Source organism: Gemmatirosa kalamazoonensis (assembly GCF_000522985.1).
GTDB lineage: Bacteria > Gemmatimonadota > Gemmatimonadetes > Gemmatimonadales > Gemmatimonadaceae > Gemmatirosa > Gemmatirosa kalamazoonensis.
In genome coordinates, this window is the sequence record NZ_CP007128.1 from 3,103,075 (window position 1) to 3,129,775 (window position 26,701).

21 protein-coding genes are annotated in these 26,701 nt (G+C 71.3%); 7 read left to right on the top strand and 14 right to left on the bottom strand.

Annotation, left to right across the window (positions count from 1 at the left end):
* Positions 1-2: 2 nt before the first annotated feature.
* From J421_RS13310 to lpdA, 3 genes are read right to left on the bottom strand one after another with little or no spacing between them, the layout of a single operon-like run.
* Positions 3-2,072, bottom strand: a complete 2,070-nt coding sequence (locus tag J421_RS13310; protein WP_025411667.1) for an ATP-dependent helicase — start codon at positions 2,070-2,072, stop codon at positions 3-5.
* Between the two features lie 19 nt (positions 2,073-2,091).
* Entirely contained in the window at positions 2,092-2,967 is an 876-nt protein-coding gene (lipB, locus tag J421_RS13315; protein WP_104022597.1) for a lipoyl(octanoyl) transferase LipB, read from the bottom strand.
* The gene (gene lpdA, locus J421_RS13320) at positions 2,960-4,363 is read right to left on the bottom strand and encodes a dihydrolipoyl dehydrogenase (RefSeq protein WP_025411669.1); all 1,404 of its coding nucleotides are present in this window, start codon (positions 4,361-4,363) and stop codon (positions 2,960-2,962) included. The genes lipB and lpdA overlap by 8 nt, the downstream gene beginning before the upstream one ends.
* 609 nt (positions 4,364-4,972) lie before the next feature.
* On the opposite strand from lpdA, the gene J421_RS13325 reads away from it, so the two are divergent.
* The 3 genes from J421_RS13325 (at position 4,973) to J421_RS13335 (ending at position 10,633) form a co-directional block, all read left to right on the top strand.
* Positions 4,973-7,924, top strand: coding sequence for a SusC/RagA family TonB-linked outer membrane protein (locus J421_RS13325; protein ID WP_025411670.1), 2,952 nt, complete (start codon positions 4,973-4,975; stop codon positions 7,922-7,924).
* 22 nt (positions 7,925-7,946) lie between these two features.
* The gene (locus tag J421_RS13330; RefSeq protein WP_025411671.1) at positions 7,947-9,329 is read left to right on the top strand and encodes a RagB/SusD family nutrient uptake outer membrane protein; all 1,383 of its coding nucleotides are present in this window, start codon (positions 7,947-7,949) and stop codon (positions 9,327-9,329) included.
* A gap of 125 nt (positions 9,330-9,454) precedes the next feature.
* Positions 9,455-10,633 (top strand): TonB family protein, encoded by a 1,179-nt coding sequence (locus J421_RS13335; protein ID WP_025411672.1) that lies wholly within the window; start codon positions 9,455-9,457, stop codon positions 10,631-10,633.
* An 88-nt stretch (positions 10,634-10,721) separates the two neighbouring features.
* Here the strand turns inward: J421_RS13335 and J421_RS13340 are convergent, their stop codons facing one another.
* The 4 genes from J421_RS13340 to lipA all read right to left on the bottom strand — a co-directional run bounded on the left by J421_RS13340 (position 10,722) and on the right by lipA (position 15,213).
* Positions 10,722-12,131: a pyruvate dehydrogenase complex dihydrolipoamide acetyltransferase gene (locus tag J421_RS13340; protein WP_025411673.1), complete on the bottom strand. Its 1,410-nt coding sequence runs from the start codon at positions 12,129-12,131 to the stop codon at positions 10,722-10,724.
* Between the two features lie 82 nt (positions 12,132-12,213).
* Positions 12,214-13,194, bottom strand: coding sequence for a pyruvate dehydrogenase complex E1 component subunit beta (locus J421_RS13345; protein ID WP_025411674.1), 981 nt, complete (start codon positions 13,192-13,194; stop codon positions 12,214-12,216).
* Between the two features lie 12 nt (positions 13,195-13,206).
* Positions 13,207-14,154: a pyruvate dehydrogenase (acetyl-transferring) E1 component subunit alpha gene (gene pdhA / locus J421_RS13350; protein ID WP_343123349.1), complete on the bottom strand. Its 948-nt coding sequence runs from the start codon at positions 14,152-14,154 to the stop codon at positions 13,207-13,209.
* 141 nt (positions 14,155-14,295) lie between these two features.
* Entirely contained in the window at positions 14,296-15,213 is a 918-nt protein-coding gene (gene lipA / locus J421_RS13355) for a lipoyl synthase (RefSeq protein WP_025411676.1), read from the bottom strand.
* A 238-nt stretch (positions 15,214-15,451) separates the two neighbouring features.
* Between lipA and J421_RS13360 the strand changes: the two genes are divergently transcribed.
* The gene (locus J421_RS13360) at positions 15,452-15,676 is read left to right on the top strand and encodes a hypothetical protein (protein ID WP_025411677.1); all 225 of its coding nucleotides are present in this window, start codon (positions 15,452-15,454) and stop codon (positions 15,674-15,676) included.
* A gap of 159 nt (positions 15,677-15,835) precedes the next feature.
* On the opposite strand, the gene J421_RS13365 is transcribed toward J421_RS13360, so the two are convergent.
* The 4 genes from J421_RS13365 to J421_RS13380 form a co-directional block, all read right to left on the bottom strand.
* Positions 15,836-16,084, bottom strand: coding sequence for a DUF2306 domain-containing protein (locus tag J421_RS13365; protein ID WP_025411678.1), 249 nt, complete (start codon positions 16,082-16,084; stop codon positions 15,836-15,838).
* Positions 16,085-16,098: 14 nt separating this feature from the next.
* A complete protein-coding gene (locus J421_RS13370) occupies positions 16,099-17,049 on the bottom strand; it encodes a GSU2086 family protein (RefSeq protein ID WP_025411679.1) in 951 nt (316 codons plus the stop codon).
* A 104-nt stretch (positions 17,050-17,153) separates the two neighbouring features.
* A complete protein-coding gene (locus J421_RS13375; RefSeq protein ID WP_025411680.1) occupies positions 17,154-17,960 on the bottom strand; it encodes a DUF3108 domain-containing protein in 807 nt (268 codons plus the stop codon).
* Complete coding sequence (locus J421_RS13380; RefSeq protein ID WP_025411681.1) at positions 17,957-19,540, bottom strand: glycosyltransferase family 2 protein; 1,584 nt, start codon at positions 19,538-19,540, stop codon at positions 17,957-17,959. Before J421_RS13380 ends, J421_RS13375 begins: the two co-directional genes overlap by 4 nt.
* 218 nt (positions 19,541-19,758) lie before the next feature.
* Here J421_RS13380 and J421_RS13385 point away from each other — a divergent pair, with 218 nt between their 5' ends.
* The 3 genes from J421_RS13385 to J421_RS13395 all read left to right on the top strand — a co-directional run bounded on the left by J421_RS13385 (position 19,759) and on the right by J421_RS13395 (position 22,908).
* Positions 19,759-20,490 carry a hypothetical protein gene (locus J421_RS13385; RefSeq protein WP_025411682.1) on the top strand — a complete coding sequence of 244 codons (732 nt, stop codon included), beginning with the start codon at positions 19,759-19,761 and terminating at the stop codon, positions 20,488-20,490.
* A gap of 91 nt (positions 20,491-20,581) precedes the next feature.
* On the top strand, positions 20,582-21,142 hold the full coding sequence (locus J421_RS13390; RefSeq protein ID WP_148306302.1) for a hypothetical protein: 561 nt from the start codon (positions 20,582-20,584) through the stop codon (positions 21,140-21,142).
* A gap of 110 nt (positions 21,143-21,252) precedes the next feature.
* The gene (locus tag J421_RS13395) at positions 21,253-22,908 is read left to right on the top strand and encodes a BamA/TamA family outer membrane protein (protein WP_025411684.1); all 1,656 of its coding nucleotides are present in this window, start codon (positions 21,253-21,255) and stop codon (positions 22,906-22,908) included.
* 27 nt (positions 22,909-22,935) lie between these two features.
* On the opposite strand, the gene J421_RS13400 is transcribed toward J421_RS13395, so the two are convergent.
* Genes J421_RS13400 through J421_RS13410 form a run of 3 tightly spaced genes read right to left on the bottom strand, consistent with a single transcriptional unit; the run spans position 22,936 to position 26,685 of the window.
* Positions 22,936-24,537 carry a peptide MFS transporter gene (locus tag J421_RS13400; RefSeq protein WP_025411685.1) on the bottom strand — a complete coding sequence of 534 codons (1,602 nt, stop codon included), beginning with the start codon at positions 24,535-24,537 and terminating at the stop codon, positions 22,936-22,938.
* 22 nt (positions 24,538-24,559) lie between these two features.
* The gene (locus J421_RS13405) at positions 24,560-25,666 is read right to left on the bottom strand and encodes an ABC transporter ATP-binding protein (protein ID WP_025411686.1); all 1,107 of its coding nucleotides are present in this window, start codon (positions 25,664-25,666) and stop codon (positions 24,560-24,562) included.
* The gene (locus J421_RS13410) at positions 25,663-26,685 is read right to left on the bottom strand and encodes an ABC transporter ATP-binding protein (protein WP_025411687.1); all 1,023 of its coding nucleotides are present in this window, start codon (positions 26,683-26,685) and stop codon (positions 25,663-25,665) included. Before J421_RS13410 ends, J421_RS13405 begins: the two co-directional genes overlap by 4 nt.
* Positions 26,686-26,701: the final 16 nt, after the last annotated feature.

A 26,701-nucleotide genomic window follows, 5' to 3' on the forward strand; every position in this document is an offset into this window, starting at 1 on the left:
CCTCATACGCCGAATCGCCCGCGCAGGATCGCCCGCAGATCGACCGTCGGCGTCGGTCCCGTCGGCGCCGGCGGAGCGGCCGGTTCGTTCTCCGGACCGACCACCACGCGCTGCATCGTCTCGCGCACGCCGCGATCGATGAACCGCGACAGCTGGTCGAGCGAGTAGTCGGCGGTGTAGCGCGACGGGTACGCGTGGAGCGGGTACGTGACGAGCAGCTCGTTCCGCGCGCGCGTCATCGCGACGTACATCAGCCGCCGCTCCTCCTCCAGCTCCGCGGGATCCTCCGTCGCGCGGGCGAGCGGGAAGAAGCCGTCCGCCGCCCACAGCACGAACACGACGTCCCACTCCTTGCCTTTCGCGGAGTGGACGGTGCTCAGCACGAGCACGTCGTCCTCCGTCGCGCCGCCCTGGGCGAGGTCGCGCGTCGCCGCCGGCGGCTCCAGCGCGATCGACGACAGGAACGCGGCGCGGTCGGCGTGGCTCGCGGCGATCGTCTGCAGCTGCTCGAGATCGTTCAACCGCGGCTCGGCGTCGTCGTACCGCTCGCGCAGCAGGTCGTCGTACAGCCGGCGGATGTGGCCGATCTCCGCGCCGAGGTCGAGCGACGGCGCGGCCACGAGCGCGGCGAGCAGCGCGGCGAGCCGCGTGTGCGCCTCGCGCGCCTTCGGCGGCGGCGTGAAGCCGGCGAGCGACGTCGGGTCCCAGCCGCTCGCCGCGATGTGCTCGATCGCCGAGCGCGCCGTCACGTCGCCGATGCCGGGAAGCAGCAGCAGCACGCGGTACCAGCTCACCTCGTCCCGCGGGTTCTCCAGCAGCCGCAGGAACGCGAGCACGTCCTTCACGTGCGCCGCCTCGAGGAACTTGATGCCGCCCCACTTCTCGAACGGGATGCCGCGCGCCGTGAGCTCGATCTCGAGGTCCGCCGTCATGTAGCCGGCGCGCACGAGCACCGCGATCTCCGACAGCGCGGTGCCGGCCTCGTGCAGCTCCAGCACGCGGTCGGCCACGAAGCGCGTCTGCGCGCGCTCGTCCTGACACGCCACGAGCCACGGCTTCTCGCCGCCGCCGCGCGCGGTCCACAGGCGCTTGGAGAAGCGCTCCGCGGCGCGCGCGATCACCTCGTTCGTCGTGTCGAGGATCGCCTGCGTCGAGCGGTAGTTCTGCTCCAGCGTGACGATCGTCGTTCCCTCGAAGTCGGTCGGGAAGTCGAGGATGTTGCGGAAGCTCGCCCCGCGGAACGAGTAGATGCTCTGCGCGTCGTCGCCGACCGCGGTCACGTTCTTGTGCGCGCGGCACATCCCGCGGAGGATGCGCGCCTGCAGCACGTTCGTGTCCTGATACTCGTCGACGAGGATGTGGTCGTAGAGCGCCGCGATCTTGTCGGCGAGCGTCGGCGCCTGCTCGAGGATCGCGGACCAGAACAGCAGCAGGTCGTCGTAGTCGACGAGGTTGCGCTGCGCCTTGCGCTCCGTGTAGTCGGCGAACACGCGCCCGATGTCGCCCAGCCGCTCGGCGAACTGCGGGTACTCCTCGGCGAGGATGCGCTCCACCGTGTACTCGGTGTTCACGTGCCGCGAGTAGATCGCGTGCAGCGTCTCCTTCTTCGGGAAGCGCTGCTTCTTCTCCGCCAATCCCAGCACGGCGCGCGAGAGCTGCATGAGATCCTCGGCGTCGCCCTGGTCCATGATCGTGAAGTCCGACGCGATGCCGGCCGCCGGACCGAAGCGGCGGAGCAGGCGGTGCGCGGTCGCGTGGAACGTCCCGCCGGCCACGCGGTGGCTTGCCGAGCCCACGAGCCGCTCGGCGCGCGCGAGCATCTCCTGCGCGGCGCGACGCGTGAACGTGAGCAGGAGGATCCGCTCCGGCGCCGCGCCGCGCGCGATGAGGTGCGCCACGCGGTGCACCAGCGTGCGCGTCTTGCCCGTGCCCGCGCCGGCGATGATGAGCAGCGGGCCCTCGCCGTGCTCCGCCGCCGCGCGCTGCTCCGGGTTCAGCGGCGCGCCGCCCTCGCCGGGCGGGCGCACCTCGCGGGGACGCGGGACGTAGACGCGGGGCGGCGCCTTCGACATGCGCTCGGCCGGCCGCGGGTCAGCGCGCGGCCGCGGTGCCTAACGACGCGGCGAGCGCGTCGACGCCCATCGGCTCGGGCTCGAGCGCGAACAGCGACGCGAATGCGCGCGAGGCCGCCTCGCCCACCTCGGCGAGCGACACGTCGCGTCCGAGCTCGCGCGCGACCGACGTCATCTCGACGCCGTGGATGCCGCACGGCACGATGAGGTCGAAGTACGACAGCGACGTGGTGACATTCAGCGCGAAGCCGTGCCATGTCACCCAGTCGCGCGCGTGGACGCCGATGCTCGCGATCTTGCGCGCCGGGGTTCGGGACTCGGCACTCGGGACTCGGGACTCGGTTGCGGAGGACGAGTCCCGAGTCCTGAGTCCCGAGTCCCGACTCCCGACCCACACGCCGGTGTACTTCTCGACGCGCCCGCCCGCGATGCCGAACGTCGCCAGCGCGTCGATGAGTGCCTGCTCCACCTGCCGCAGGTACCAGTGAAGATCCTTCTTGTGCCGCTTGAGGTCCACGATCGGGTAGCCGACGAGCTGTCCCGGCCCGTGGAACGTGACGTCGCCGCCGCGCTCCACCTCGTGCACCTCCACGCCGCGCGCGCGGATCGCGTCGGCGCTGAGCGGGAGGCTCGTCGCCTTCGTGGACCGGCCCAACGTCACCACCGCCGGGTGCTCGACGAGGAGCAGCACGTCCTCGTCGAGCGATCCCGCGATCCGCGCGCGCGCGGCCGCGCGCTGCAGCTCCAGCGCCTCGCCGTAGCCCATCCGCCCGAGATCCACGACGAGCAGCTTTCGCTCGACGCTCTCCGCTCCACGCTCCACGCTCGCTTCCGCGTCCGCCGGAGCGAGCGTGGCGCGTGGAGCGGAGAGCGTCGAGGGCGTGGCTTCAGGCATGGACCATCCGACCGAGCGAATCCATCACCGCCTCGGCGACCGCCTCGGACAGCGTCGGGTGCGCGTGCACGGTGAGCTCGACCTCCTCCACCGTGAACTCGTTCTCGCGCGCCACCGCGAGCTCGTGGATCATCTCCGTCGCGTGCGCGCCGACGATGTGCGCGCCGAGGATCTCGCCGTACTTCGCGTCGCGGATGATCTTCACGAACCCCTCGGTCTCGCCCGACGTGCGCGCGCGGCCGTTCGCCGAGAACGGGAACCGGCCGACCTTGTAGTCGAGCTTCTGCTCCTTGCACTGCTGCTCCGTCAGGCCGATCGACGCGACCTCGGGGTGGCAGTACGTGCAGTTCGGGATGTTGCCGTAGTTCACCGGGTGCGCGTGCTGACCGGCGAGCTGCTCGGCGAGCACGTGTCCCTCGCGCTCGCCCTTGTGCGCGAGCATCTGCCGGCCGGCGACGTCACCGATCGCGTAGACGCCCTTCACGTTCGTCTGGAAGTGGTCGTCGATCTTGATGAAGCCGCGCTCCGTGAGCTGGACGCCGATCTCCTTGATGCCGGCGCCCTCGATCACGGGCGCGCGCCCCGCGGCGACGAGCACCTTCTCGACCGTGAGGTCCTTCTTCGAGCCGCCCGCTTCCACGGTCATCGACACCGCGTCGGCGCCGACCTTCACGTTCGAGATCTTCGCGCCGGCGAGGACCTCGATCTTCCGCTTCTTGAACGCGCGCTCGACTTCCTTCGAGCTGTCCGCGTCCTCGAGCGGCAGGATGTTCGGCAGCGCCTCGATGAGCGTGACCTCGCTGCCGAACGCGTTGAAGACGTCGGCGAACTCGCAGCCCACCGCGCCGGCGCCGACGATCGCGATCGTCTTCGGCGCCTTCTCCAGGATGAGCGCCTCGTCCGACGAGATGACGGCCTTCTTGTCGAGCGAGAGGCCGATCTGCGGCAGCCCCTTCACGCGCGACCCGGTGGCGATGACGATCGCCTTCTTCGCGTCGTGCTTCTCCGTCTTGCCGTCGGCGAGCTTCACCTCGAGCTGCTTCGGCGACGTGACGCGCCCCTCGCCGCGGATCCACGCGATCTTGTTCTTCTTGAACAGGAACTCGACGCCCTTCGAGTTCTGGGTGCTCACGGCGCGCGAGCGCTTCATGGCGACGGCGTAGTCGAACTTCACGCCCTCCACGGCGACGCCGAAGTCGCCGGCGTGGCGGACCTTGTTCGCCAGCGACGCGCTCTCGAGCAGCGCCTTCGCGGGGATGCACCCCCACAGCACGCAGGTCCCGCCGAGCCCCTCGCGCTCGACGACGGCGGTGGACAGACCGAGCTGCGCGCAGCGGATGGCGCAGACGTAACCGGCGGGGCCGCCGCCGAGGATGATGACGTCGTACGAAGCCATGTCGGGATCGGGTGGAGGAGGGCCGACCCGCCCGGCCGGCGCCCGCAGGGGCCTCGCGGAGCGTGCGCCCCGGCGCGTCCGGGGGGGCGCGGCGCCGAAAGATACCGAGGGCGTCCACCCCGGCGTACCCCGGCCGTACCCCCGCCGTACCCCCGACGCTGCCCCGGCCGACCCGCCCGCCCCATCCCCCACTCGTCCCATCGCGGCGCTGCGTCGTTGCGCGGCCGCCGGGGGGGTGAATAAGCTGTGGCGCTTCGAAATGAGGGTGAGCCGTCAGCTGGCGGGACGACTCGTCACCCGATGGTGACGCGCCGTCGAGAGACCAGGTCTCTCGTCTGTGTCCGGCTGGCTGCCCACTCGAGCCGGTGCCGCTCGCCGTCGTCTCGCCATGCTCCCCGCGAGGACGGCGACTGGTGTTGCCGAACGTCGTTTTCCGCGCGCGCGTCGCCGTGGCGGCTCAGGGGAGTCGCCAGAAGATCAACGGACGAGGCATCCGAGCGGAGTCAGGCCACGCCGTCCCTGGGACGGGCCCGCCAGGGTCCCCCAGCGGCGCGGACGCGTCCCGATAGGCGGGACGCGGGTCCGTTCCACTTCAACGAGGACTCACGAGTGAGTCGCATTCGCTTCCTGCTCGTCACGCTGGCATGTCTGGCGCTGAGCGCGACGAGCGCGTCGGCGCAGGTGCGTCGGGTCACGGGCGTCATCACGGCCACTGGTTCCGGCGAGCCCCTCTCGGCGGCGAGCGTCCAGGTGGTCGGTACGACCACGGGTACGTACACGAACGAGCAGGGCCGCTTCTCCATCTCGGTGCCGGCCGGCTCGCAGCAGCTTCGCGTCCGCCGCATCGGGTACCTCGCGAAGGTCGTCCCGGTGACGGCCAACCAGACCGACGTCACGGTCACCCTCGACAAGGACGTCCTCCAGCTCGAGACGCAGGTCGTCACGGGCACGGCCACCTCGGTGGCCCGCGCGAACGCCGCGAACGCGGTGTCGCAGGTGACCGCCGAGCAGCTCACCCGCGCGCCCGCGCAGACGCTGGACAACGCGCTGCAGGGCAAGATCGCCGGCGCCACCATCACCGTGAACTCTGGCGCGCCGGGCGGCGGCTCGCAGGTCCAGCTGCGCGGCGTCACGTCGATCAACGCGACGTCCAGCCCGCTCTACGTCGTCGACGGCGTCATCGTCAGCAACCAGTCGTTCGGCATCGGCCTGAACTCGATCACGAACGCGGGCGGCGGCATCTCGACGAGCCAGGATCAGCAGGTGAACCGCACGGCCGACCTCAACCCCGAGGACATCGAGTCCATCGAGGTGCTGAAGGGTCCGGCCGCCGGCGCCATCTACGGCTCCAAGGCCTCCAACGGCGTCATCGTCATTCGCACGAAGCGCGGCGCGAACGGCCGCACGCAGTTCTCGGCCACGCAGCGCCTCGGCACGTACCAGCTGCAGGGGAACCGCAAGCTCGGTATCCGCTGCTTCTCGTCGCAGCAGGAGGCGGAGGACTGGTACGGCGGCGCGCTGCCGGCGCCGTACGATCCGACGTGCCACGACTTCGAGTCGGAGTTCTACAAGCCCGACGGGCCGTCGTACCAGACCGCGCTCTCGCTGCGCGGCGGCACGAACACCGGCACGAACTACTACGTGAGCGGCTTCGCGCAGCGCGACAACGCGATCCAGCGCGGCAGCTACTACAACAAGCAGTCGCTGCAGGGCAACCTGGGCCAGACGATCGGCAGCAAGCTCACGCTGCAGGCGAACAACAACTTCATCCACACGCTCACCGATCGCGGCGTCTCGGGCAACGACAACAGCCCGATCATCTCGCCAGGTGACATCTTCTCGACCACGCCGAGCTTCTTCGACCTGAAGTCGGGCGCGCGCAACCCGTACATCGGCGAGGGGACGAACCCGTTCCAGACGGCGACGGTCACGAAGGAGCCGGAGGACGTCTACCGCTACATCGGCAACGTCTCGGCCACGTGGACCGCGTACACGTCGCAGCGCCAGACGTTCGACATCACGGCGTTGGGCGGCATCGATGCGTTCACCGACCACGGCAAGGTCAACTCGCCGTCCATCGCGTACTACGAGTCGGCGGACGGGCAGCCGGGCACGCTCGTCAACAGCGACGTCACGAGCCAGTACGCGAACCTGAACCTGAGCGGCGTCCATCGCCTCACGATGTCGCCGTTCACGGCGACGACGTCGTTCGGTCTGCGCCGCGAGTTCCGGAACAGCGACCAGCTCTGGAACCAGGCGCGCACCGTGCCGGCCGGCGCGCAGAACATCCGCCTCGGCCTGAACCAGTCGAACACGGAGACGCGCTTCCAGGTGAAGGACCTCGCGTACTTCGCGCAGGAAGAGCTGCTCATGTTCAACGAGCGGCTGCTGCTCACGGGCGCCGTGAACGCGGAGCGCTCGAGCGTGAACGGCGACGACAAGAAGTTCTACGCGTACCCGAAGTTCGCCGCGTCGTACCGCGTGCCGTTCCTCCCGCCGCACACCGACGAGGTGAAGCTCCGCTTCGCCTTCGGCCGCGCGGGCAATCAGCCCGGCTTCGGCGCGAAGTACACGACGCTGCCCGTGTCGCCGTACAGCGGTCAGCTCGGTGGGCTCATCTCCTCGATCGCCGGCAACCCGGACATCAAGCCGGAGACGTCGAACGAGACCGAGGGCGGCATCGACGTCCAGCTGTTCTCCGGGCGCATGAGCGTGTCCGCGACGCTGTTCCGTGACAGGATCACGGACCTCATCCTGAACGCGGCCGTCGCCCCGTCCACGGGCTTCTCGAGCAAGACGATCAACGGCGGGGCGATGTTCAAGACCGGCACGGAGCTCGAGCTCCAGGCCACGCCGATCCAGACGAAGGCGCTCACGTGGACGTCGCACACGACGTTCTCGAACTACAACAGCCGCGTCACGCGACTCGACGTGCCGTGCTCGAACGGCGGCAGCTTCTTCTCGGTGCGCTACGGCGCGTCGTGGATCTGCCAGGGCAACTCGATCACGAGCGTCCAGGTGAACCACGCCGGCTTCGACACGACGTTCAGCTCGACCGGTGCGTTCGTGAGCCGCGTGCGCAAGACGCAGCTGTTCGAGAGCGCGCCCGACTTCCAGATGGGCTTCCAGAACGACTTCACGGTCGGCCGCTTCCGGCTGGGCGGGCTGCTCGACTGGCGCAAGGGCGGCTACACGGTCAACCTGACCAACAACTACTGGGACGGCACGAACCTGCTCGCGGACACCGCGACGTCGCAGGCGCGCCTGGCGGCGTTCAGCACGGGCGCCGGCGTGTACCTCGAGAAGGCCACGTTCCTCAAGCTGCGCGAGATCAACCTCTCGTACGGCATCCCGACCAGCGTGGCGCGCCGCGTGTTCGGCTCCTCGGCGCAGGACGTCCGCCTCGAGTTCGCCGGGCGCAACCTGTACACGTGGGCGCCCTACACCGGCTACGACCCCGAGGTCTCGAACTTCGGCAACCAGAACATCGGCCGGTTCCAGGACGTCACGCCGTATCCGCCGAGCCGGAGCTTCTTCTTCGCGATCTCCGCGAACTTCTAATCGCCCCTCTGCTGACCACGTGATGCGATACCTCTTCAAGCGTTCCGCGGTCGTGGCCGCGGTGGGGTCGGCGGCGCTGTTCGCCGCCTGCAAGGACTCCACCTCGGTGCCCGACCTCAACAACGTCTCCTCCGCGACGATCGCAGGGGGGCTCAACGCCGCGACGGCGCAGCTGCTCCTTTCCGGGCTGCTGAACAACAACCGCACGAACAACGGCTTCCGCTACCTCGTCTTCGCGGAGACGATGGCGCGCGACGTCTACAACCTCGACCCGGCCGAGTCGCGCTTCATCACCGAGCTGCTCGGCGTGCCGATCGACCCCAGCGCGTTCACGGGCGGCGGCTCGTGGCTCGGGTACTTCCAGTCCATCCGGACGGGGAAGGCGCTCCTCGAAGGCATCGGGAGCGCGCAGGGGCTGAGCGCGCAGGAGCAGGCCGGCGTGCGCGGCATCACGCACACGATCATGGCGCTCGAGCTGCTGCGCGCGTGGGAGATGCGCGGCAACAACGGGATCCCGGTGACGGTGCCGAACACGATCAACGACCCCGTCTCGCCGATCCTCTGCACGCCGAACGCGCTCGCGGCCATCAGCGCGATCCTCGACTCCGGCGCGACGGATCTCGCGGCGGCCGGTTCGAGCTTCGGGCAGATCCAGCTGCCGGCGGGCTTCTCGACCAACGGCTCGTTCGACAACCCGGCGGGATTCCTGAAGTTCAACCGCGCCATCAAGGGGCAGGTCGAGGTGTACCGCGGCCTCGCCGGCAACGCGGCGTCGTTCACGGCGGCGGTCACGGCGCTGAACGCGTCGTTCCTCGACACCACGGCGACGACGCTGACGGGCGGCGTGTACTACACGTACAGCACCGCGCCGGGCGAGACGCAGCGCCCGATCGCGGCGTCGACGATCTACCTCAACCCGTCGGTCGGCGACAGCATCCAGGCCGGCGACCTGCGGGCGGCGAAGATCAAGACCATCGCCCGCGTGACGCGCAACAACGTGCAGACGACGTACACGACGACGCTCTCGGATCCGGCGAACCTCACCGGTCCGATCCCGATCATCCGCAACGCGGAGCTGATCCTGCTTCGCGCGCAGGCGGAGATCGGCCTCGGCCAGCTGGACGCCGCGACGCGTGACCTCAACGTCGTGCGCCGCAAGGAGGGTGGTCTGCCGAACTACGCCACCTTCACGAGCGCCACGGCCGCGATCAACGCGCTGCTCTACGAGAAGCGGTACTCGCTGCTCCTCGAGGGGGGCGCCCATCGCCTCGTCGACCTGCGCTTCTACAACCGCTTCAACGCGACCAACCTGCGGAAGGAGCAGTCGGCCGACGCGTTCAACAGCGTGCTGCCGATCCCGAAGACGGAGATCGACCTGCGCGGGGGCAACGTCACCTGCCAGTGATCTGAGACGGCTCGACGCGGCCCGGGGCTTCGGCTCCGGGCCGCGTCGCGTTTCCGGCCCGCGCGCGCGTTGCGCCCCCCCGTACCGGCGCGCATCCTAGGGTGAGAGCCAGAGGGAACGGAGCCATGCGCACTCGTCTAACGATTCTCGCCGGGACGCTCGCGCCCGCGCTGCTGTCGTCGCAGCCGGCGCCGCGCTACGTCGTGGCCGGCAACGTGCGCGGCGCCGACGACGCCCGCCTCGCCGGCGCGATCGTCGAGATGCGCGCCGCCGGCAGCGCGAGCGCGGCGAGGCAGGCGACCACCGACGCCGACGGCGCGTTCCGCTTCGGCGACGTCGCACCGGGACAGGTGGAGCTGCGCGTGCGGCGCGTCGGCTTCCGTCCCGAGACGCTGCAGGTCGAGGTGCCGCAGGTCGACGGCGGCGCGGTGATCGTGCCGCTCGAGCGCGCCGCACAGGCGATGGCGGGCGTGGTGGTGCGCGCGCAGTCGCGCGCGACCGCGTCCATCACGCCGTTCGCGGCGTTCGAGCGACGGCGGGCGGCGGGGCTCGGCCGCTTCGTCACACGGGCCGACATCGACAAGCGGCGCCCGCAGCGAACGTCCGACCTGTTCCGCTCAGTGCCCGGCGTCGTCCTCGTGCAGGGCGAGGCGGGCACGCTCGTGCCGCAGTTCCGCAACTCGATGTCGGCCGGCACCGCGTCGCGTGGCGCGAGCAGCCAGGGCGCGTGCACGCCGTTCTACTGGATGGACGGCACCCCGTTAGGCGCCCTCGCGCTCGACCTCGACGCCATCCCGCCGGGCGCGATCGAGGGGATCGAGCTGTACAGCGGCATCGCGACCGTGCCGGCGGCGCTGCGCGGCGGCGTGTCGAACGCCGTGTGCGGCGTGATCGCGGTGTGGACGCGCCGCGGCGGCCCGCGCACCGGCCCGGGAAGCGTGTCGTCGCTGCAGCTCGCGAAGCTCGTCGAGTCGGGGGACGTGTTCACCGCCGACCAGGTGGACGACGCGGCGGTGATGCTGCCGGTCGTGCCGTTCACGCCCGAGTACCCGGACGCGCTGCGCAAGACGGCGGGGAAGGTGGTCGCGGAGTTCGTCGTCGACGCGAACGGCGACATCGAGGGGGAGACGATCGGCTTCGTCTCGTCCACCGCGCCGGCGTTCAGCGAGTCGGTGCGCGCCGCGCTGTTCGGCCTCCACTTCACCGCGGCGCAGCGGAAGGGGCACGCCGTGCGGCAGGTGGTGCAGTGGCCGGTCAAGTTCGAGCCGGACGACAAGGGCGCCGCAGTCGTGAAGACGCCCTGACGAGAACGAAACCGCAGAGGACGCAGAGGGCGCAGCGGAGCCGTTAGGCAGTCCTCTGCGCCCTCTGCGTCCTCTGCGGTCCGATCCGTCAGAGCATCGAGAGCGGGCTCTCCACCAGCTTCCGCACCGTCTGCAGGAACTTCGCGCCCAACGCGCCGTCGATCACGCGGTGGTCGCAGCTCATCGTGACGCGCATGCGCTTCGCGACCTTCACCTCGCCGTTCACCGCCACCGGCTTGTCCTCGATCGCGCCGATGGCGAGGATCCCCGCCTCGGGCGGGTTGATGATCGCGGTGAACTGGTCGATGCCGAACATGCCGAGGTTCGAGACGGAGAACGTCGACCCGGTGTACTCCTCCGGCTTCAGCTTCCGCTCGCGCGCGCGGCCTGCGAGCTCCTTCGCCTCGCGCGAGATCTGCCCCATGCGCTTCTTGTCGGCGTCGAAGATGACCGGCGTGATGAGCCCGTCCTCGATCGCGACGGCCATCCCGAGGTGCACGCGCCGGTGCTGCCGGATCTTGTCGCCGAGCCAGTGCGCGTTCACCTCGGGGTGCATCGACAGCGCGACGGCGACCGCCTTCAGCACGATGTCGTTGAACGACACCTTGTACTCGTCGCCCATCGCCGCGAGCTGCGTGCGCAGCTCCGCGGCGCGCGCCATGTCGAACTCCGCGGTGAGGTAGAACGTCGGCACCGGGCCGATCGACTCGCTCAGCCGGCGCGCGATCGTCTTGCGGATCTGGGTGAGCGGAACGTCCTGGAAGTCGCCCGGTGCGGCGGCAGCGGGTGCGGCGGGTGCGGCTGCCGCGGGCTCGGATGCGGCGGCGGGCGCGGCGGACGGTGCGCGGGGCGCGGCGGCCGCGGCCTCCACGTCGCGACGGATGATGCGTCCCCCGGGGCCGGAGCCGCGCACTTGCTCGAGCTCGAGCCCCGCTTCGGCCGCCATGCGGCGGGCGAGCGGCGACGAGAGCACGCGGCCGCCGTTGTCGGCGGCGTGCGGCGCCTGCTCCGACTCGTGACCGCCGGCCTGCGGCATCGGCGTGCGCGGCGCCGCGCCACCCGCCGCACCCGGCGGCGCGGCGGCGACCTTCTCCTGCGGCGGCGTGGACGCCTCGCCCTGCGACTGCGACGGCGCACGCGGCACCGACGACGCGCCGGCCTGCTCGCGCTGCTGCGCCACGACTGCCTCGGGCTGCGCGGCGGCAGGCGCCGCGGCGGGCGCCGGCGCCGCGCCGCCGACGAGCGCGTCGATGTTCTCGTCCGGCGCGGCGATGACGGCGATGAGCTGCCCCACCGGCGTCGACGTGTTCTCGTCGATGAGCCGCTTGCGCAGCACGCCGTCGCCGCGCGCGACGAGCTCCATGATCGCCTTGTCCGTCTCGACCTCAGCGAGCGTGTCGCCCGTCTTCACCGCGTCGCCCTCGTTCTTCAGCCACTTGACGAGACGCCCCTCCTCCATCGTCGGGGAGAGCGCCTCCATCATCACTTTCGTCGCCATGGATATCTCTGGTGTGGGCTGCGTGGCTGCGCGCTGCGTGGCTGCGTGACGGTCACCTCCGCAGCCACCCAGCCACGCAGGTTCACTCCAGGTACAGGACCTTCTTGATCGCGGCGATCGTCTTCGGCGCGTCGGGCTTCGCCGCCTTCTCGAGGTTCTTCGCGTACGGCATCGGCACGTCTTCCTGGTGCACGCGGATCACCGGCGCGTCGAGATGGTCGAAGCACTCGCGCTGCACCGAGTCGGTCACCTGCGCGCCGACGCCGGAGTGCGGCCACCCCTCCTCGAGCACCACGCAGCGGTTCGTCTTGCGCACGCTCTCGTAGATCGCCTCGGTGTCCATCGGCCGCACCGTGCGCAGATCCACGACGTCGACGCGGATGCCTTCCTTCGCGAGCTGGTCGGCCGCGTTCACGGCGACGAGCGCCATCTTCCCCCACGTGACGATCGTGGCGTGGTCGCCCTCCCGCTTCAGCTCCGCCTTGCCGATCGGGATGACGTACTCCTCCTCGGGGACCTCGCCCTTGGTGTTGTACAGCATCTCGCCCTCGAGCATGCACACCGGGTTGTCGTCGCGGATGGCCGACTTGAGCAGCCCCTTCGCGTCGTACGGCGTGCCGGGCGCGACGACCTTGAGCCCCGGGATGTGCGCGAGCCAGCTCTCCCACGCCTGCGAGTGCTGCGCCGAGAGCTGCAGCGCGGCGCCGTTCGGCCCGCGGAACACGATCGGGATGTTGTACTGGCCGCCCGACATGTAGAGCATCTTCGCGGCGGCGTTCACGACCTGGTCGAGCGCGAGCAGCGCGAAGTTCCACGTCATGAACTCGATGACGGGGCGCAGCCCGACCATCGCCGCGCCGACGCCGACGCCGGCGAAGCCGAGCTCCGTGATCGGCGTGTCGACGACGCGCATCTCGCCGAAGTCCTGGAGGAGCCCCTTGGACACCTTGTAGGCGCCCTGGTAGACGCCCACCTCCTCGCCCATGATGAAGACGCGGTCGTCCCGCTGCATCTCTTCGCGCAGCGCCTGATTCAGCGCGTCGCGGTACGTAATGACAGGCATCGGTTAGGCGGGTCAGGAAGTCGTGTCGACGAGCACGTCCTCGTAGAGCGCCTCCAGCGGCGGCTCCGGACTGTTGTCGGCGAAGTCCCAGGCGTCCTGCACGAGGGCCTTGATCTCCTCGTCCATGTGCTGCACGTCCTCGGGGGTGATCTCGCCGTTCTCCTGCATGTGCGCGCGCAGCAGCGCGATGGGGTCGCGCTTCAGGTACTCGTCGAGCTCCGCCTTCGTGCGGTACGTGCCGCTCACGGCGTCCGACATCGAGTGGCCCATGAAGCGGTACGTGCGCACGTCGATGAGCGTGGGCAGCTGCTCCTTGCGCGCCCGCTCGATCGCCTCGCCGACCGTCTGGCGCACGGCGAACACGTCCTGCCCGTCGCAGAACGCGCGCGCCATGTTGTACGCCGCGCCGCGCTCGTGGATGTCGTGGATGGAGCTGGCGCGCTCCAGCGCCGTTCCCATGCCGTAGCGGTTGTTCTCGATCAGGAAGACGCACGGCAGCTTCCACAGCGCGGCCATGTTCAGCGCCTCGTGGAACGCGCCGGTGTTCACCACGGACTCGCCCATGAAGCAGACGATGACCTGATCGCCGCCGCGGTACTTGATCGCGAAGCCGACGCCGGCGGCGAGCGGCACGTGCCCGCCGACGATGCCGTGGCCGCCGAGGAAGTTCGTGTTGCGATCGAAGATGTGCATCGAGCCGCCCTTGCCGCGCACCACGCCGTCGATGCGGCCGAACAGCTCCGCCATGATCGCGCGCGGCGAGATGCCGCGCGCGAGCGCCTGGCCGTGGTCGCGGTACGTCGTGATGACGTAGTCGTCGGCACGCAGCAGCGACTCGACGCCCGTGCTCACCGCCTCCTGGCCGATGTAGAGGTGGCAGAAGCCGCCGATCTTGCCGATGGCGTACGCCTCGGCGCACCGCTCCTCGAAGCGACGCTGCAGCAGCATGGACCGCAGCATCTCCTTGTTCAGCGCGCCGTCCGACGCGCCGTTAGGCCCGCCGTTCGGCGCGGCCTCGTTCTCCGTGGTGGGCGCGTCGGCCACGGCGGCCCCGCCGCGCGCCTCGCCCTTTCTCTTCGCCATGTGTGAGTCTCTCGGACGTTAGGCGGTGGCGGCCTGCGCCGCCTGGACCTGCTCCCAGGCGTGGTAGCTCGAGCGCACCAGCGGCGCGCTCTCGACGTGCTTGAACCCCAGCGCGAGCCCGACCTCGCGGAACCACCGGAAATCCTCCGGCGTCACGTAGCGGTCGAGCGCGATGTGCGAGTCGGACGGCCGGAGGTACTGGCCGAGCGTCAGGATGTCGACGTCCACGGCGCGCAGGTCGCGCATCACGGCGACGACCTCCTCGTTCGTCTCCCCCATCCCGAGGATGATCCCCGTCTTCGTCGGGATGTGCGGGGCGAGTCGCTTGGAGGTGCGGAAGATGTTCATCACGCGCTCGTAGCGGCCGCCGGGGCGGCACTTCTTGTACAGGCGCGGGACGGTCTCGGTGTTGTGGTTGTAGATGTCCGGCTCTGCCTCCAGCACCGTCCGGATCGACTCCTCGTGCCCCTGGAAGTCGGGAACGAGCACCTCGACCGACGTCTCGGGGAGCCGGGCCTTGATCTGCCGGATCGTCTCGGCGAACGCCCAGGCCCCGAAGTCGGGAAGGTCGTCGCGGTCGACGGAGGTGAGCACGACGTGGCGGAGCTGCATCTCGGCGCACGCCTCGGCCACGCGCTCCGGCTCCGCCGGGTCGAACCGCGGCGGGCGCCCGTGCGCGACCGCGCAGTACGCGCAGTTGCGGGTGCAGACGTCGCCGAGGATCATGAACGTCGCGGTGCCGTGCTCCCAGCACTCGCCGACGTTCGGGCAGTGCGCCTCCTCACAGACCGTGTGCAGGTCGAGGGAGCGCATCAGCTGCTTGAGCCGGAGGTAGTTCGGGCCGCCCGGCGCCTTCACCTTCAGCCACGACGGCTTCCGCTCGGGGAGCGGTTCCGTGCGGTGTCGCCCCAGAATCTGATACAGTGTCTCGGCCATCGCGCGTTCGCCGGGGAAAGCCCGCGCCGTCGGTCGGTGCGAGCGGCGCGAAATCTACCGGAGCGCGTCCCCGAGAGGTAGCGAGTGGTAACCGTCCAACGCGCAGAACGGTGGTGCCTTACCCCGGCGACGCACCGCCGGGAGCCGCATGGGACGGGCCGCGACGCCACCCGCGCCATGAAACCCCACCCCCTGCTCGAGCGTACGAAGGAGCAGCCCTGACAACAGAGAATACGACATGCTGCGCACCGTCTTCACCATCGGCCTCTTCGCCGTCCTCGGCCTGCTCGCCCTGAAGATCGTCTTCGGGATCTTCGGACCGCTGATGGCGCTGTTCCTCTTCCTCGCCGTCCTGGCGCTCAAGATCGCGTTCGTCGGGTTCATCATCTATCTCATCCTGCGAGTCGTCAGCCCGGGTACGGCGCAACGAATCAGGGATCGGTGGTCCGGCAGCTCGTTCTGAACGGCGCGACGGTCGGGGCGAAAGCGGAGCGGGGCACGAGGGTTTCTCCTCGTGCCCCGCTTTCGTTCGCGTCGTTCCGGCGGGACGCCTACTCCGGCAGAGGCGGCAGCGCCCGCACCAGCGTCCGCAGCACGTTGCGTCCCTGGATCGCGAACTCGGTCAGCAGCAGCGGGATCGCCCAGCACCCCAGGCGGCGATGGCGACCTGGTCGTCGGGGGTGCCGATCCCGGCCGCGACCACGACGCGGTGTGTCACCCGGAACGCGACGAACGCGACCGTGAGCACGTAGCTGCGCACCATCCACTCGCGGTGCTGCGCGATGTTGCCGCGCCGGATGGAGGTGAACGCGATCGCGGTGGCACCGACCCACGCGGTGGTCAGTCCCCAGAGCCCGGCGCGATACGCCATGCCCGCGGGACGCGCTAGCCGAGCCGCTCCACGACCGCCCACGCGAGCAGCGGCACCATGATCTCGTGATGGCCGGTGATCTCGTAGCCGCGGCCGCTCTGCAGCGTGGGGCGCTGTACGACGTTCATGCGCGGCCGGTAGTGGCGCTGCATGTCGAGGTCGCAGGTCACGAACCCCTGCGGCCGGCCGTCGTGCAGGTTGCGCGCGATGGTGAGCGCCTTCAGAAACACCTCGGGCATGATCACCGCGCTGCCGAGGTTGAGCACCACGCCGCCGTCGTCGAGGCGCGGAAGGGAGCCGGCGAGCCGGCGGAAGTCGCGGTGGCTCGTGTCGCCGATCGCGGCGCCGTTCGCGGTGGGGTGCTGGTGGATGATCTCCGCGCCGAGCGCCGCGTGCACCGTCGCGGGAACGCCGAGCCGCCAGGCGTTGAGGATGACGGAGAGCTCCGGGTGCGCGAGCGACGGCTCGACGTCGAGCGCGCGGGCGACGCTCTCGCCCATCCCCCAGCCCTCGCGCATGCCCGCGGCGAACGCCTCGTTCAGCCCGCGCCCCGTCTCCTCCGCCATGCCGAACGTGCCGTCGCGCAGTCCCGCCGCGACGTCCTCCGACGTGCCGCCGAAGCGCGCGATCTCGTAGTCGTGGATCGCCGCCGATCCGTTCATCGCGACGTGCGTCACGATGCCGCGCCGGAACAGGTCGACGAGGACCGGCGCGCAGCCGGTCTTCACGACGTGTCCGCCGAGCATCACGACGACGCCCTTGCCGCCGCGCGCGGCGTCGACCACCGCGTCGACCACGCGCGCGAAGTCGCGCGCCACGAGCACGTCGGGCAGCGAGTCGAGGAAGTCGACGAACGAGTGCCCGCCCGCTGCCGGCGGCTTCGCGAACTCCTCGGCGCGCACCTTGTTGGGCCGGCGCGCGATCGGGACGGTGCGGACGCGACTCAGGTCGGCTTCGTCGTACATGGGAGGGCTGCGTGGCTGCGTGGCTGCGTGGCTGCGTGGCTGCGTGGCTGCGTGCTGCGTCGTTGCGTCGGCACGTGCGCGTTACGCAGCGACGGAGCACGCAGCTACTTGGTGCCTAACTTCTTCGCTCGCAGGTACAGGTTCAGCGAGCCGAAGGAGAGCGACGATTTCATCTGCACCACGACGCGGTCCGCGTCGTCGGAGATCCACACCTCGGCGTGCCCGCCCTCGGAGAAGATCCCCTTCGTCTTGATCGTGGGCTGTACGACGATCGTGGGGAACTTGCCGGCCGGCACCGAGATCGTGTCGCGGCGCAGCACGCGGATGCGCACCGGGTTGCGGTCGGGGCGGAAGTAGCGATTCAGCTCGTACACGTCGCCGGGACGCAGCGGGAGCGTGCGCACGAAGTACAGGAACGAGCCGTCGTCGAGCGGGTTGGGCACCGACTTCTGCTCGTCCTTGTCGTCGTTCTCGAGGAAGACCTGGCGCTCGGGAAACAGCTCGATGCGCGTGTTGCGGAACTTGCGCCCCTCCTCCTGGTCCTTCACGAAGCGCAGGGAGTACAGCGTGCGCGTGTCGATCCAGCTCTGGAACACGTCGTTCACGCTGTACACGATGGTGCCGCCGCGGACGTGGAAGATGGTGCGGTAGGTCTCGTGCCCGCGCACGTCCTCGAGCGAGGCGACCTGCATCGACCCGTCGCCGACCTTGAGGGGCCCGAAGCGCACGTCGTAGATCAGCTCCTCACCGACGCCCCACGGCACCGGCGCGCGATCCGCGGCACGCGGCTGTGCGGCGTCGGCGGTCGCGGGCTGCAGCGCCTGCGGCGCGCGCGCGGGAGGCGTGGACGGCCCGTGCGAGCCAACCGCGACGCCGAACGCGACCAACGAGGAGAGCAGGCGTCCCGTCACGGCGTCTCGGCGCTCGGCGCGGACGCGGGTGCATCGGGCGCGTCCGACCCGGCGGCGCCCCCATCGGCGCCGTCGCCCCCGGTGCGCGCCCCGCGCCGCCGGCCGCGCCGCGAGCGACGCGACCGGCGCGCGGGACGATCGCCGCCGTCGGCCGCGCCCTCGTCGGCACCGTCGGTGTCGCGCGGCGCGGCGTCGCGCGGCGGCGCGTCCTCGCCATCGTCGGCGGGCGTGTCGACAGGCGCGGCGGTCTCCGCGCCCTCGGCGGCGGCCGCGCCCGTCGAGCGCTTGCGCCGCGATCGGCGCCGGCGCGAGCGGGTCGGCGCGGCCTCGTCGCTCGGCGCGGTCTCGGGATCGCGGGCTTCCGGTGCCGGTCCGGCCTCGATCGGCGCGGCGTCGGCCGCGGGCGCCTCGGAGGCGGCCAGCGCGCCCTCCGCGCGCTCGCGGCCGGAGCCGCGACGCGACTTGCGGCGCTTGCGGGCCGGCGCGGCCGGCGAGGCCGGCGTGGCCGTCGACGCGGCGTCGGCCTCGCCGTCGGTCGTGAGAGCCGGCGGCTCGGCGCCGTCGCTCGGGCGCGGACGCTTCGGCCGCTCGCGCGCGGGGCGCTCGCGGGGGGGCCGCTCGCGGGGGGGCCGCTCGCGGGGGGCGACGCTATCGCGAGAGGCGTCGCCGCGCGGCGCGTCCGAGCTTCCCTCCCGTCGCGGGCGCTTGCGGCGGCGGGTCGTGTCCGCGTCCACGGGCGGCTCGGCGACGACGAGCTCGCGCTCCTCGCGCCGGCGGATGGCCGGCGCCTCGTCGGGCTCCGGGGCGACGGGCGGCCGGAGCGGCACCGGTGCGCCGACGCGCGCCGGCGCGGCGCCACGACGGCTCCGCCACCCGAAGCGGGCGAGCGACAGCGCGTCGGCGAGCGCGCGCACGCGGCTCACGCGCTGCCGCACGTCGTAGCGCGGCTCCACGGGCACGCTCTCGACGCGCCGGAAGTGCGGCGCGAGCGCGACGAGCAGCTCGGCGTTCGCGGCGGCACCCGGCTCGTTGACGAGGGCGCGATCTCCGCGCTCGCGCAGCGCGTCGCGCACGACGGAGATGCGGATCAGCCGGTACGCGCTCGTCGGATCGGCGACGCCGTCGACCCGCATGAACGGCCGCAGGATCCACGGCGCGACGCGCCGCAGGCGGCGCACGGGCGCGGGGTCGGACTCCCCGAAGCGCCGCTCGGTGACGACGACGTCGGCGCCGCCCTCGAAGCGCTTCACCAGCTCGGGAATGTGCTCCGGGCGGTCGGTGAAGTCGCCCTGCATCACGATCATCGCGTCGCGCCGCGGGTAACGCGTGTGCGCGGCCACGTAGCGCGCGAGCGCGTCGAGCGCGGCGCCGTAGCCCCGGCGCTGCACGCCCGCGAGCACGGTCAGCGGCAGGACGCGGGTGTACGGCTCGAGGACCTCGGCGGTCGCGTCGGTGCTGCCGTCGTCGTAGACGACCAGCTCGTAGTCACGCGCGAAGTCCTGGAGCGCTCCCCGGATCTTCCAGAGCAGCACGCCGATCGTCGGCGCCTCGTTGTGAACGGGGATGCAGATGTAGAGCACGGATCCTCGGCGTTATCCCACTGATCGGGCGGAAATTAGGCGTCCGCCGAGTCCCGCCGCCACCCGGCGGTCCGACGCGATTGGCACTCATCGGTCGAGAGTGCCACCCAACTCCTTGGCGGCACATCACTTGTGTTGTGGCGATCGCGGCCGCATCGGCCGATACTAGCGGTGTATAGAGAGGCAGACGACGTCGATCTCTTACGCGAGGGAGTCCGATGATCCTTGGCACCGTTCGCCGACGACTGGGACGACACGACGCGCAGCTCGCTCTCCGCCTGCTCGCACAGGGACGCAGCGACGAGCACGCCCGGCTGGAGCGCACGCTCGCCGACGAGGGGCTGGACAGCCTGCTCGACGATCCCCGGCTGCTGGCCGAGCTCCTGCGCGCGCCGGGCGGCGCCCATGCCTCGCTGCCGCTGTTCTGCTACGTCGTGGTGCGCCAGGCGCTGCGGAAGCTCGGCGAGGACGACCGCGCGCTCGCGGACTTCGCCGCGGCGATCGTGCTGCACTTCGGGCTCCGCGACCGCGCGCTCCGCGTGGGCGACGTCGACGACCAGACGTACACGACGCTCGCCGACCTGCTGGCCGACGTGGAGAGCGGCGACGCGCGCCGCAGCTTCCTCGTGCGCGCGCACCTCGGGCACTACGCGCTGTGGCTCAGCGGGCTGTTTCCCGATCACGTGGAGGCGCGCCGGTGGCGCCGCGGCGGCCCGGATCTCGACTACTACGAGGAGATGGGGCGGCGAGGCTACCAGCTCGCGGCGAGCCATCGTCTCGCGGCGGAGTACGGGATGGTGGCGCTGTTCGCGTCGGCGGCGGAGCGGTTCGGCGTGCTGCGCTGCGCGCTGACGCAGATCAGCGACACGGTGCTGTTCCCGCACCATCACACGCCGGAGCGGCTCATGCGCCAGGTGCGCGACGAGTCGCGGTACCGTCTCGCCGGCTGATCGGTTGCGATGGCGCGGGACGCGCCCGTAACGTTCGCCGGCGCACGGGCACTCGGTGCGCCGCGCGTTCTTCCTCCGCTCAACCGCCGACATGTTCGAACAGCTCCGCGCGTCGCTGCGCAATCTGCTCGACAACGCCAGTCCCGCCGACCGACGTGCCGCGCTCACGGATCTGAAGCAGGCGCTCGTGCACGCGCGCATGGGCGTGGACGATCTGCGCACCGGCGTCGCGAAGGCGCGCGAGCGGACGGCCGCCGCGCAGGAGGAGCTGGAGACGATCCGACGGCGCAAGCGGCTCGCCGAGCAGATCGGCGACGCGGAGACGGTGGCGGTCGCGGACCGGTTCGAGAAGCTGCAGGCGGAGCGCGTGGACGTGCTCACGCGCAAGCAGGACGCGCAGGAGCGCGAGCTGGCGCTGGCCGAGCACGAGGTGGCGGAGATGAGCGCCGACTTCCGGCGCGCGGTCGCCGGCGTGGGGAGCGGGGGCCCGGTCGGGGGCGGCGACCCCGAGCGCGCCGCCGCGGCGGAGGTGGACGCGCTGCTCGGCGACGACGACGCGTCCGACCGCGAGCGGCGAGCGGCCACCCGCGCGCAGCGCGACGCGGACGCGGACGCGCGGCTGGCGGAGCTGAAGCGCCGCATGGGGAAGTGATCCGGCGGGCCGTCGGTGTGGCGGCCGGTCTCGCGTGTGTGGCGGCAGCCCAGCGGATCGACGCGCAGCCACGAGGTGGCGGACCACCGGGCGCACGCACGCCGTCGCGCATGCCGGTGCGGTGCGCGGGACAGCGCGTGACCGACGTCGTGGTGCTCACGCAGCCGCCGTACACGAACTCGCTCATCGGCCGCGTGGCGTTCGTCGAGCGCACCGTGCGCAAGCTGCACGCGACGACGCGGCCCGAGCTGGTCGACCGCTTCCTGCTGCTGCACCCGGGCGATCGGTGCGACGAGCTGCGGCGCGCGGAGAGCGAGCGCATCCTGCGCGCGCAGCCCTACCTCGTGGACGCGCGCGTCACGTCGTTCGACGATGGACACGGCGGCGTGCGCCTCGAGGTGGAGACGCGCGACGAGTTCTCGGCGATCGTCGACGCGGCGGCGCGCGCCGAGATGCCGATCGTGACGCATCTGCGCGTGGGCGAGGCGAACCTCGCGGGCAGCGGGTTGTACGCGTCGGCGGACTGGAAGGACGGCGGCACCGGCTACCGCGACGGCTTCGGCGGCCGCCTGACGAACTACCAGTTCCTCGGGCGGCCGTTCCAGCTCACGGTGCAGGGCGCGCGCGAGGGGGTGGGGGACAACTGGTGGGGCGACCTCACGCACCCGTTCTACACCGACCTGCAGCGCATCGCCTGGCGCGCGTCGGTCGGTGGACGCAACGACTTCATCGAGCTGGTGCGGCCGCGCGACGACGACAACGCGCTGTTCTACCGGCGCGCCTACGCGTCGTTAGGCGCCGTGCTGCGCATCGGCGCGCCGGGGCGACTGAGCCTGTTCGGCGGCTCGCTGTCGACCGAGCGCGCGGAGACGGAGGACCGCGTTGCGGTGCTGAGCGACAGCGGCGAGGTGCCCGACCTCGGCGAGCCGCTCGGCTTCTCGCCGGCGGAGCACTACAAGCGGCAGCACGCGGTGCGCCTGAACTCCCTGTGGGGGATCCGCAACGTGCGCTTCCTCGGCGCGACGGGCTTCGACGCGCTCACCGGCCGCCAGGACGTGCGTCGCGGCTTCCAGCTCAGCACCGTGGTCGGACGCGGGCTCGCCGCGCTCGGCTCGCGCGACGACGACGTCTTCACGTCGGTGGACATGTACGCGGGGCTCGGCACGGCGCGCGCGTTCGCCGCCGGCGAGGTGCGCGCCGAGGGCCGCCACGACTACGACACGGGCCGGTGGGACGGCATCGTGGTGAGCGGACGCGCCGCGTGGTACCTCGTGCCCGACGCGTGGTGGCGCACGCAGGCCAGCGTGGAGGTGGGCGCCGCACGCGCGCCGCGCGTCCCGTTCCAGCTCACGCTCGGCGCGCTGGACGGCGGCGTACGCGGCTTCCGCGCCGCGAGCGCGGCGGGCGCCGCGCGCGCCGTGGCGCGGCTCGAGCAGCGCCGCGTGCTCGGCACGCCGTTAGGCCTCGGCGACATGGGCGTCGCGGCGTTCGCGGACGTCGGCCGCACGCTCGCCGGCTCGGCGCCCTACGGCGTGGACTCGGGCACGCAGGCATCGGTCGGCGTCGGCGTGTTAGGCGCGTTCCCACCGCGCTCGCGCCGCCTGTGGCGCATCGACCTCGCGTTCCCCGTGACGCACAGCCCGGGCGCGAAGTTCGACGTGATCGTCTCCAATCGCGACCTCACGCGGCTGTTCTGGCGCGAGCCGCGAGACATTCAACGCGCACGCGAGCAGGCCGTGCCCGCGTCGGTCTTCACTTGGCCGTGACGGCGCCGCCGCCTCGGCGCCGTCGTCCTACGCTTTGACGTCCCCCACGTTCGCCATCATGCGGCGAATGGGGATGATGAGCGCGCCGAGCACCGCGGCGGAGGCCAGGAGGGCGATCGTCGTGCCGGTGAACAGCACCGGCGTCTGCTCGAGCTTCTCGGGATCCACGCTGCCGCCGACGAGTCCCGCGATCAGGTTGCCGACCGACGCGGCGAGGAACCAGATGCCCATCATCTGACCGACGTACTTGCGCGGCGAGAGCTTCGTCATCGACGACAGCCCGACGGGGCTCAGCGACAGCTCGCCGAGCGTCTGCAGCAGGTAGCTGATCGTCAGCCACCACGCCGAGACCTTCAGCGTGCCGCCGCTCGCGACGATCATGTTCGCGGCGGGGATCATGATCGCGAAGCCGGCGGCGGCGAGCAGCAGGCCGAGCGTGAACTTCGAGGGGCTCGAGAGCTCCATGCCGCGCTTCGCCATGCCGACCCACACCGCGGCGAACACCGGCGCGAAGATGATGATGAACAGCGAGTTGATCGACTGGAACCAGAGCGCGGGGACCTCCCAGCCGAAGAACGTGCGGTTCGTGAAGTCCTTCGCGAACAGGTTGAGCGACGTCGGCGCCTGCTCGAACGCGCCCCAGAACGCGGAGGCGAACACGAACAGCACGAAGATCACCGCGATGCGCTTCTTCTCGTCGCTCGAGAGGTTGCCCGTCGCGTAGATGCCGGCGAAGTACACGACCGCGAGGCCGACGAGCACGTACGTCATGCTCCTGCCGATCGCCTGCGCGTCGATGGTGACCGCGCCGGTGGCGGCAAGCGCGAAGACGAGGGCGAGCACGCCGAGTCCACCGAACAGGATCATCCTGCCGCGGCTCTTCTGCCGCGCATCGATCACGGGATCCGGGTGGCGCGACGGCTCGGTGCCGAGGTTGCCGAGCGTGGAGCGCTGCCGCGCGGCGAACGTGAGGAGACCGGCGAGCATGCCGACGCCCGCGGCGCCGAAGCCCCAGTGCCAGCCCACCTTCTCGCCGAGCGCGCCGGTGACGATCTGGCCGAAGAACGCGCCGAGGTTGATCCCCATGTAGAAGATCGAGAAGCCCGCGTCGCGCCGCGCGCCGCCTTCCGGATACAGATCGCCGACGATGGCCGAGATGTTCGGCTTCAGCAGGCCGGTGCCTAACACGATCAGCACGAGGCCGAGGAAGAACGGCACCTTGCTCACCGCGAAGCCGGACAGCCCGATCGACAGGTGGCCGCAGGTGATCAGCACCGCGCCGAGCATGATCGCGCGCCGCAGCCCGAGCAGCCGGTCCGCGACCCATCCGCCGGGAAGCGACGCGAGATACACGCACGCCGCGTAGATGCCGACGATGGCCGACGCCTGGCTGCGCTCGAAGCCGAAGCCGCCGTCCGCGAGCGCAGCGGACATGAACAGGATGAGCAGCGGCCGCAGCCCGTAGTACGAGAACCGCTCCCACATCTCCGTGAAGAAGACGGTGGGCAGCCCTCGCGGGTGGCCGAAGAAGCTGCGGTCGGCGCTGGGGAGCGGCGGCGGGCTGTCGGTGGCGACGCCGGTCTCTTGCGCGGCGCGGCGGGGCGGGCGCTCGCTGACGGGTGCGGACACGGCGATGCGGGGTGAGGGGGGGCTAGGTGGTCTCGACGACCGGGAGGTAGCGCGCTGGAGGGTGCGTACCCCCGGCCGTCTGCTGTTGTGCCCAGTCGACCGTCGTGGGAGGCTGCTTGATGCATGCCGCCCAGTGGCCGGGCGCCTTCTCCTCGAGCGGCGGCACGATCTTCTGACACGCCGCGTCCTTCGCCGGGTGGAAGCAGCGCGGGTGGAACACGCAGCCCGACGGCGGGTTCGCCGGCGACGGTGGATCGCCCGCCAGCACGATGCGCTGACGCCGTCCTCCGGGCCGCGCGATCGGGATGGCCGAGAGCAGCGCCTGCGTGTACGGCATCAGCGGCTCGGTGTACAGCCGCTCCGACGGCGCGAGCTCCACGATGCGGCCGAGGTACATCACCGCGACGCGGTCGGCCATGTGCTCCACGACGCTCAAGTCGTGGGCGATGAACAGATACGACAGCCCGCGCTGCCGCTGCAGGTCGCGCAGCAGGTTGATGACCTGCGCCTGCACGCTCACATCGAGCGCGGACACCGGCTCGTCGCACACGATGAGCTTCGGCTCCACGGCGAGCGCGCGCGCGATGCCGACGCGCTGACGCTGGCCGCCGGAGAACTCGTGCGGGTAGCGCGACGCGTACTCGGGACGCAGGCCGACCTCGTCGAGGAGCTCGCGCACGCGGCGGTCGGCCGCGGCACCCTCGGCGAGGCCGTGGATCGTTAGGCCCTCGCGCACCGTCGCGCCGATCGTCATGCGCGGGTTGAGCGACGAGAACGGATCCTGGAAGATGATCTGCATCTGCCGGCGCATGCGCCGCAGCTCGCGCGCGCCCAACCCGAGCACGTCGACGCCGTCGAACTTCACGGTGCCGCCGGTCGGCTCGATGAGACGCAGGATGCAGCGACCCGTCGTCGTCTTGCCGCAGCCACTCTCGCCGACGACGCCGAGCGTCTCGCCCGGCATGACGTCGAACGACACGCTCTCCACCGCGCGCACCGCGCCGCCGCCGCGACCGAGGAAGCTCTTGCGGATGGGGAAGTGCTTCGAGAGATCGCGCACCTCGAGCAGCGGCCGGCCAGGCGTCGCGACGCGTAGGAGCAGCTCGGGGGTCCCGGACGTCGCGGTCATGCGGACTGCTGCGCGGCGAGCGGGAGGTGCCGCTGTCCGCGGCGCTCGGGCTCTTCGGCGAGATGGCAGCGCGAGACGTGGCCGTCGCCGAGCGCGTAGAGCGGCGGGTGCTCGCGCACGCAGCGCTCCCACGCGTACGGGCAGCGGTCGTGGAAGCGGCACCCCACGGGCCACGCGGTGGGCGGCGGCACGGTGCCGGGGATCACGTTGAGCCGGTCCATGCCGCCGCCGAGCTGCGGCATCGCCGCCATGAGCCCTTCGGTGTACGGGTGGTGCGGCGTCTCGAACAGCGTGGCGACCGTCGCCTGCTCGACGACCTCGCCGGCGTACATCACCACGACGCGACGCGCGATCTCGGCGATGACGCCGAGGTCGTGGGTGATCATCACGATCGCGGTGCCGAGGCGCGCCTGCAGATCGGCGAGCAGCTCGAGGATCTGCGCCTGGATCGTGACGTCGAGCGCGGTGGTCGGCTCGTCGGCGAGGACGACGGCGGGGTTCAGCACGAGCGCCATGGCGATCATCACGCGCTGGCGCATGCCGCCGGAGAGCTCGTGCGGATACTGCTTCGCGCGGCGCGCGGGGTCGGGGATGCCGACGCTCTCCAGCATCTCGACGGCGCGGTCCTGCGCCTCGCGGCGCGAGCCCTTGCCGTGCACGCGCACGACCTCGGCGATCTGCTCCCCAACCTGGAACACCGGGTTGAGCGCCGTCATCGGCTCCTGGAAGATCATCGACACGCGGTCGCCGCGCACCTCGCGCAGCTCGCGCTCGCCGAGCGCCAGCAGGTCGCGCCCCTCGAACTCGATGCGGCTCCCGGGCTCGATGCGCCCCGGCGGCCGCACGAGGCGGAGCACGGACAGCGCGGTGACCGACTTGCCGCAGCCGCTCTCGCCCACGAGTCCGAGCGTCTCTCCCGGCATCACGTCGAACGACACGCCGTCCACGGAGCGCGCCGCGCCCGCACCCGTGTAGAAGTAGGTGCGCAGGTCGTGGACGGACAGGATGGGCTCGGCCATTTCGTGAGGCTAAAGG

Excerpts from the sequence above, each read along its gene's own strand:
- J421_RS13405 (WP_025411686.1), bottom strand. The coding sequence starts at position 25,666 with ATGACCGCGACGTCCGGGACCCCCGAGCTGCTCCTACGCGTCGCGACG.
- J421_RS13360 (WP_025411677.1), top strand. The coding sequence starts at position 15,452 with ATGCTGCGCACCGTCTTCACCATCGGCCTCTTCGCCGTCCTCGGCCTG.
- lipB (WP_104022597.1), bottom strand. The coding sequence starts at position 2,967 with ATGCCTGAAGCCACGCCCTCGACGCTCTCCGCTCCACGCGCCACGCTC.
- J421_RS13365 (WP_025411678.1), bottom strand. The coding sequence starts at position 16,084 with ATGGCGTATCGCGCCGGGCTCTGGGGACTGACCACCGCGTGGGTCGGT.
- J421_RS13345 (WP_025411674.1), bottom strand. The coding sequence starts at position 13,194 with ATGCCTGTCATTACGTACCGCGACGCGCTGAATCAGGCGCTGCGCGAA.
- J421_RS13390 (WP_148306302.1), top strand. The coding sequence starts at position 20,582 with ATGTTCGAACAGCTCCGCGCGTCGCTGCGCAATCTGCTCGACAACGCC.
- J421_RS13410 (WP_025411687.1), bottom strand. The coding sequence starts at position 26,685 with ATGGCCGAGCCCATCCTGTCCGTCCACGACCTGCGCACCTACTTCTAC.
- J421_RS13395 (WP_025411684.1), top strand. The coding sequence starts at position 21,253 with ATGCCGGTGCGGTGCGCGGGACAGCGCGTGACCGACGTCGTGGTGCTC.
- J421_RS13340 (WP_025411673.1), bottom strand. The coding sequence starts at position 12,131 with ATGGCGACGAAAGTGATGATGGAGGCGCTCTCCCCGACGATGGAGGAG.
- J421_RS13330 (WP_025411671.1), top strand. The coding sequence starts at position 7,947 with ATGCGATACCTCTTCAAGCGTTCCGCGGTCGTGGCCGCGGTGGGGTCG.
- J421_RS13370 (WP_025411679.1), bottom strand. The coding sequence starts at position 17,049 with ATGTACGACGAAGCCGACCTGAGTCGCGTCCGCACCGTCCCGATCGCG.
- J421_RS13335 (WP_025411672.1), top strand. The coding sequence starts at position 9,455 with ATGCGCACTCGTCTAACGATTCTCGCCGGGACGCTCGCGCCCGCGCTG.
- pdhA (WP_343123349.1), bottom strand. The coding sequence starts at position 14,154 with ATGCTGCGGTCCATGCTGCTGCAGCGTCGCTTCGAGGAGCGGTGCGCC.
- lpdA (WP_025411669.1), bottom strand. The coding sequence starts at position 4,363 with ATGGCTTCGTACGACGTCATCATCCTCGGCGGCGGCCCCGCCGGTTAC.
- lipA (WP_025411676.1), bottom strand. The coding sequence starts at position 15,213 with ATGGCCGAGACACTGTATCAGATTCTGGGGCGACACCGCACGGAACCG.
- J421_RS13310 (WP_025411667.1), bottom strand. The coding sequence starts at position 2,072 with ATGTCGAAGGCGCCGCCCCGCGTCTACGTCCCGCGTCCCCGCGAGGTG.
- J421_RS13385 (WP_025411682.1), top strand. The coding sequence starts at position 19,759 with ATGATCCTTGGCACCGTTCGCCGACGACTGGGACGACACGACGCGCAG.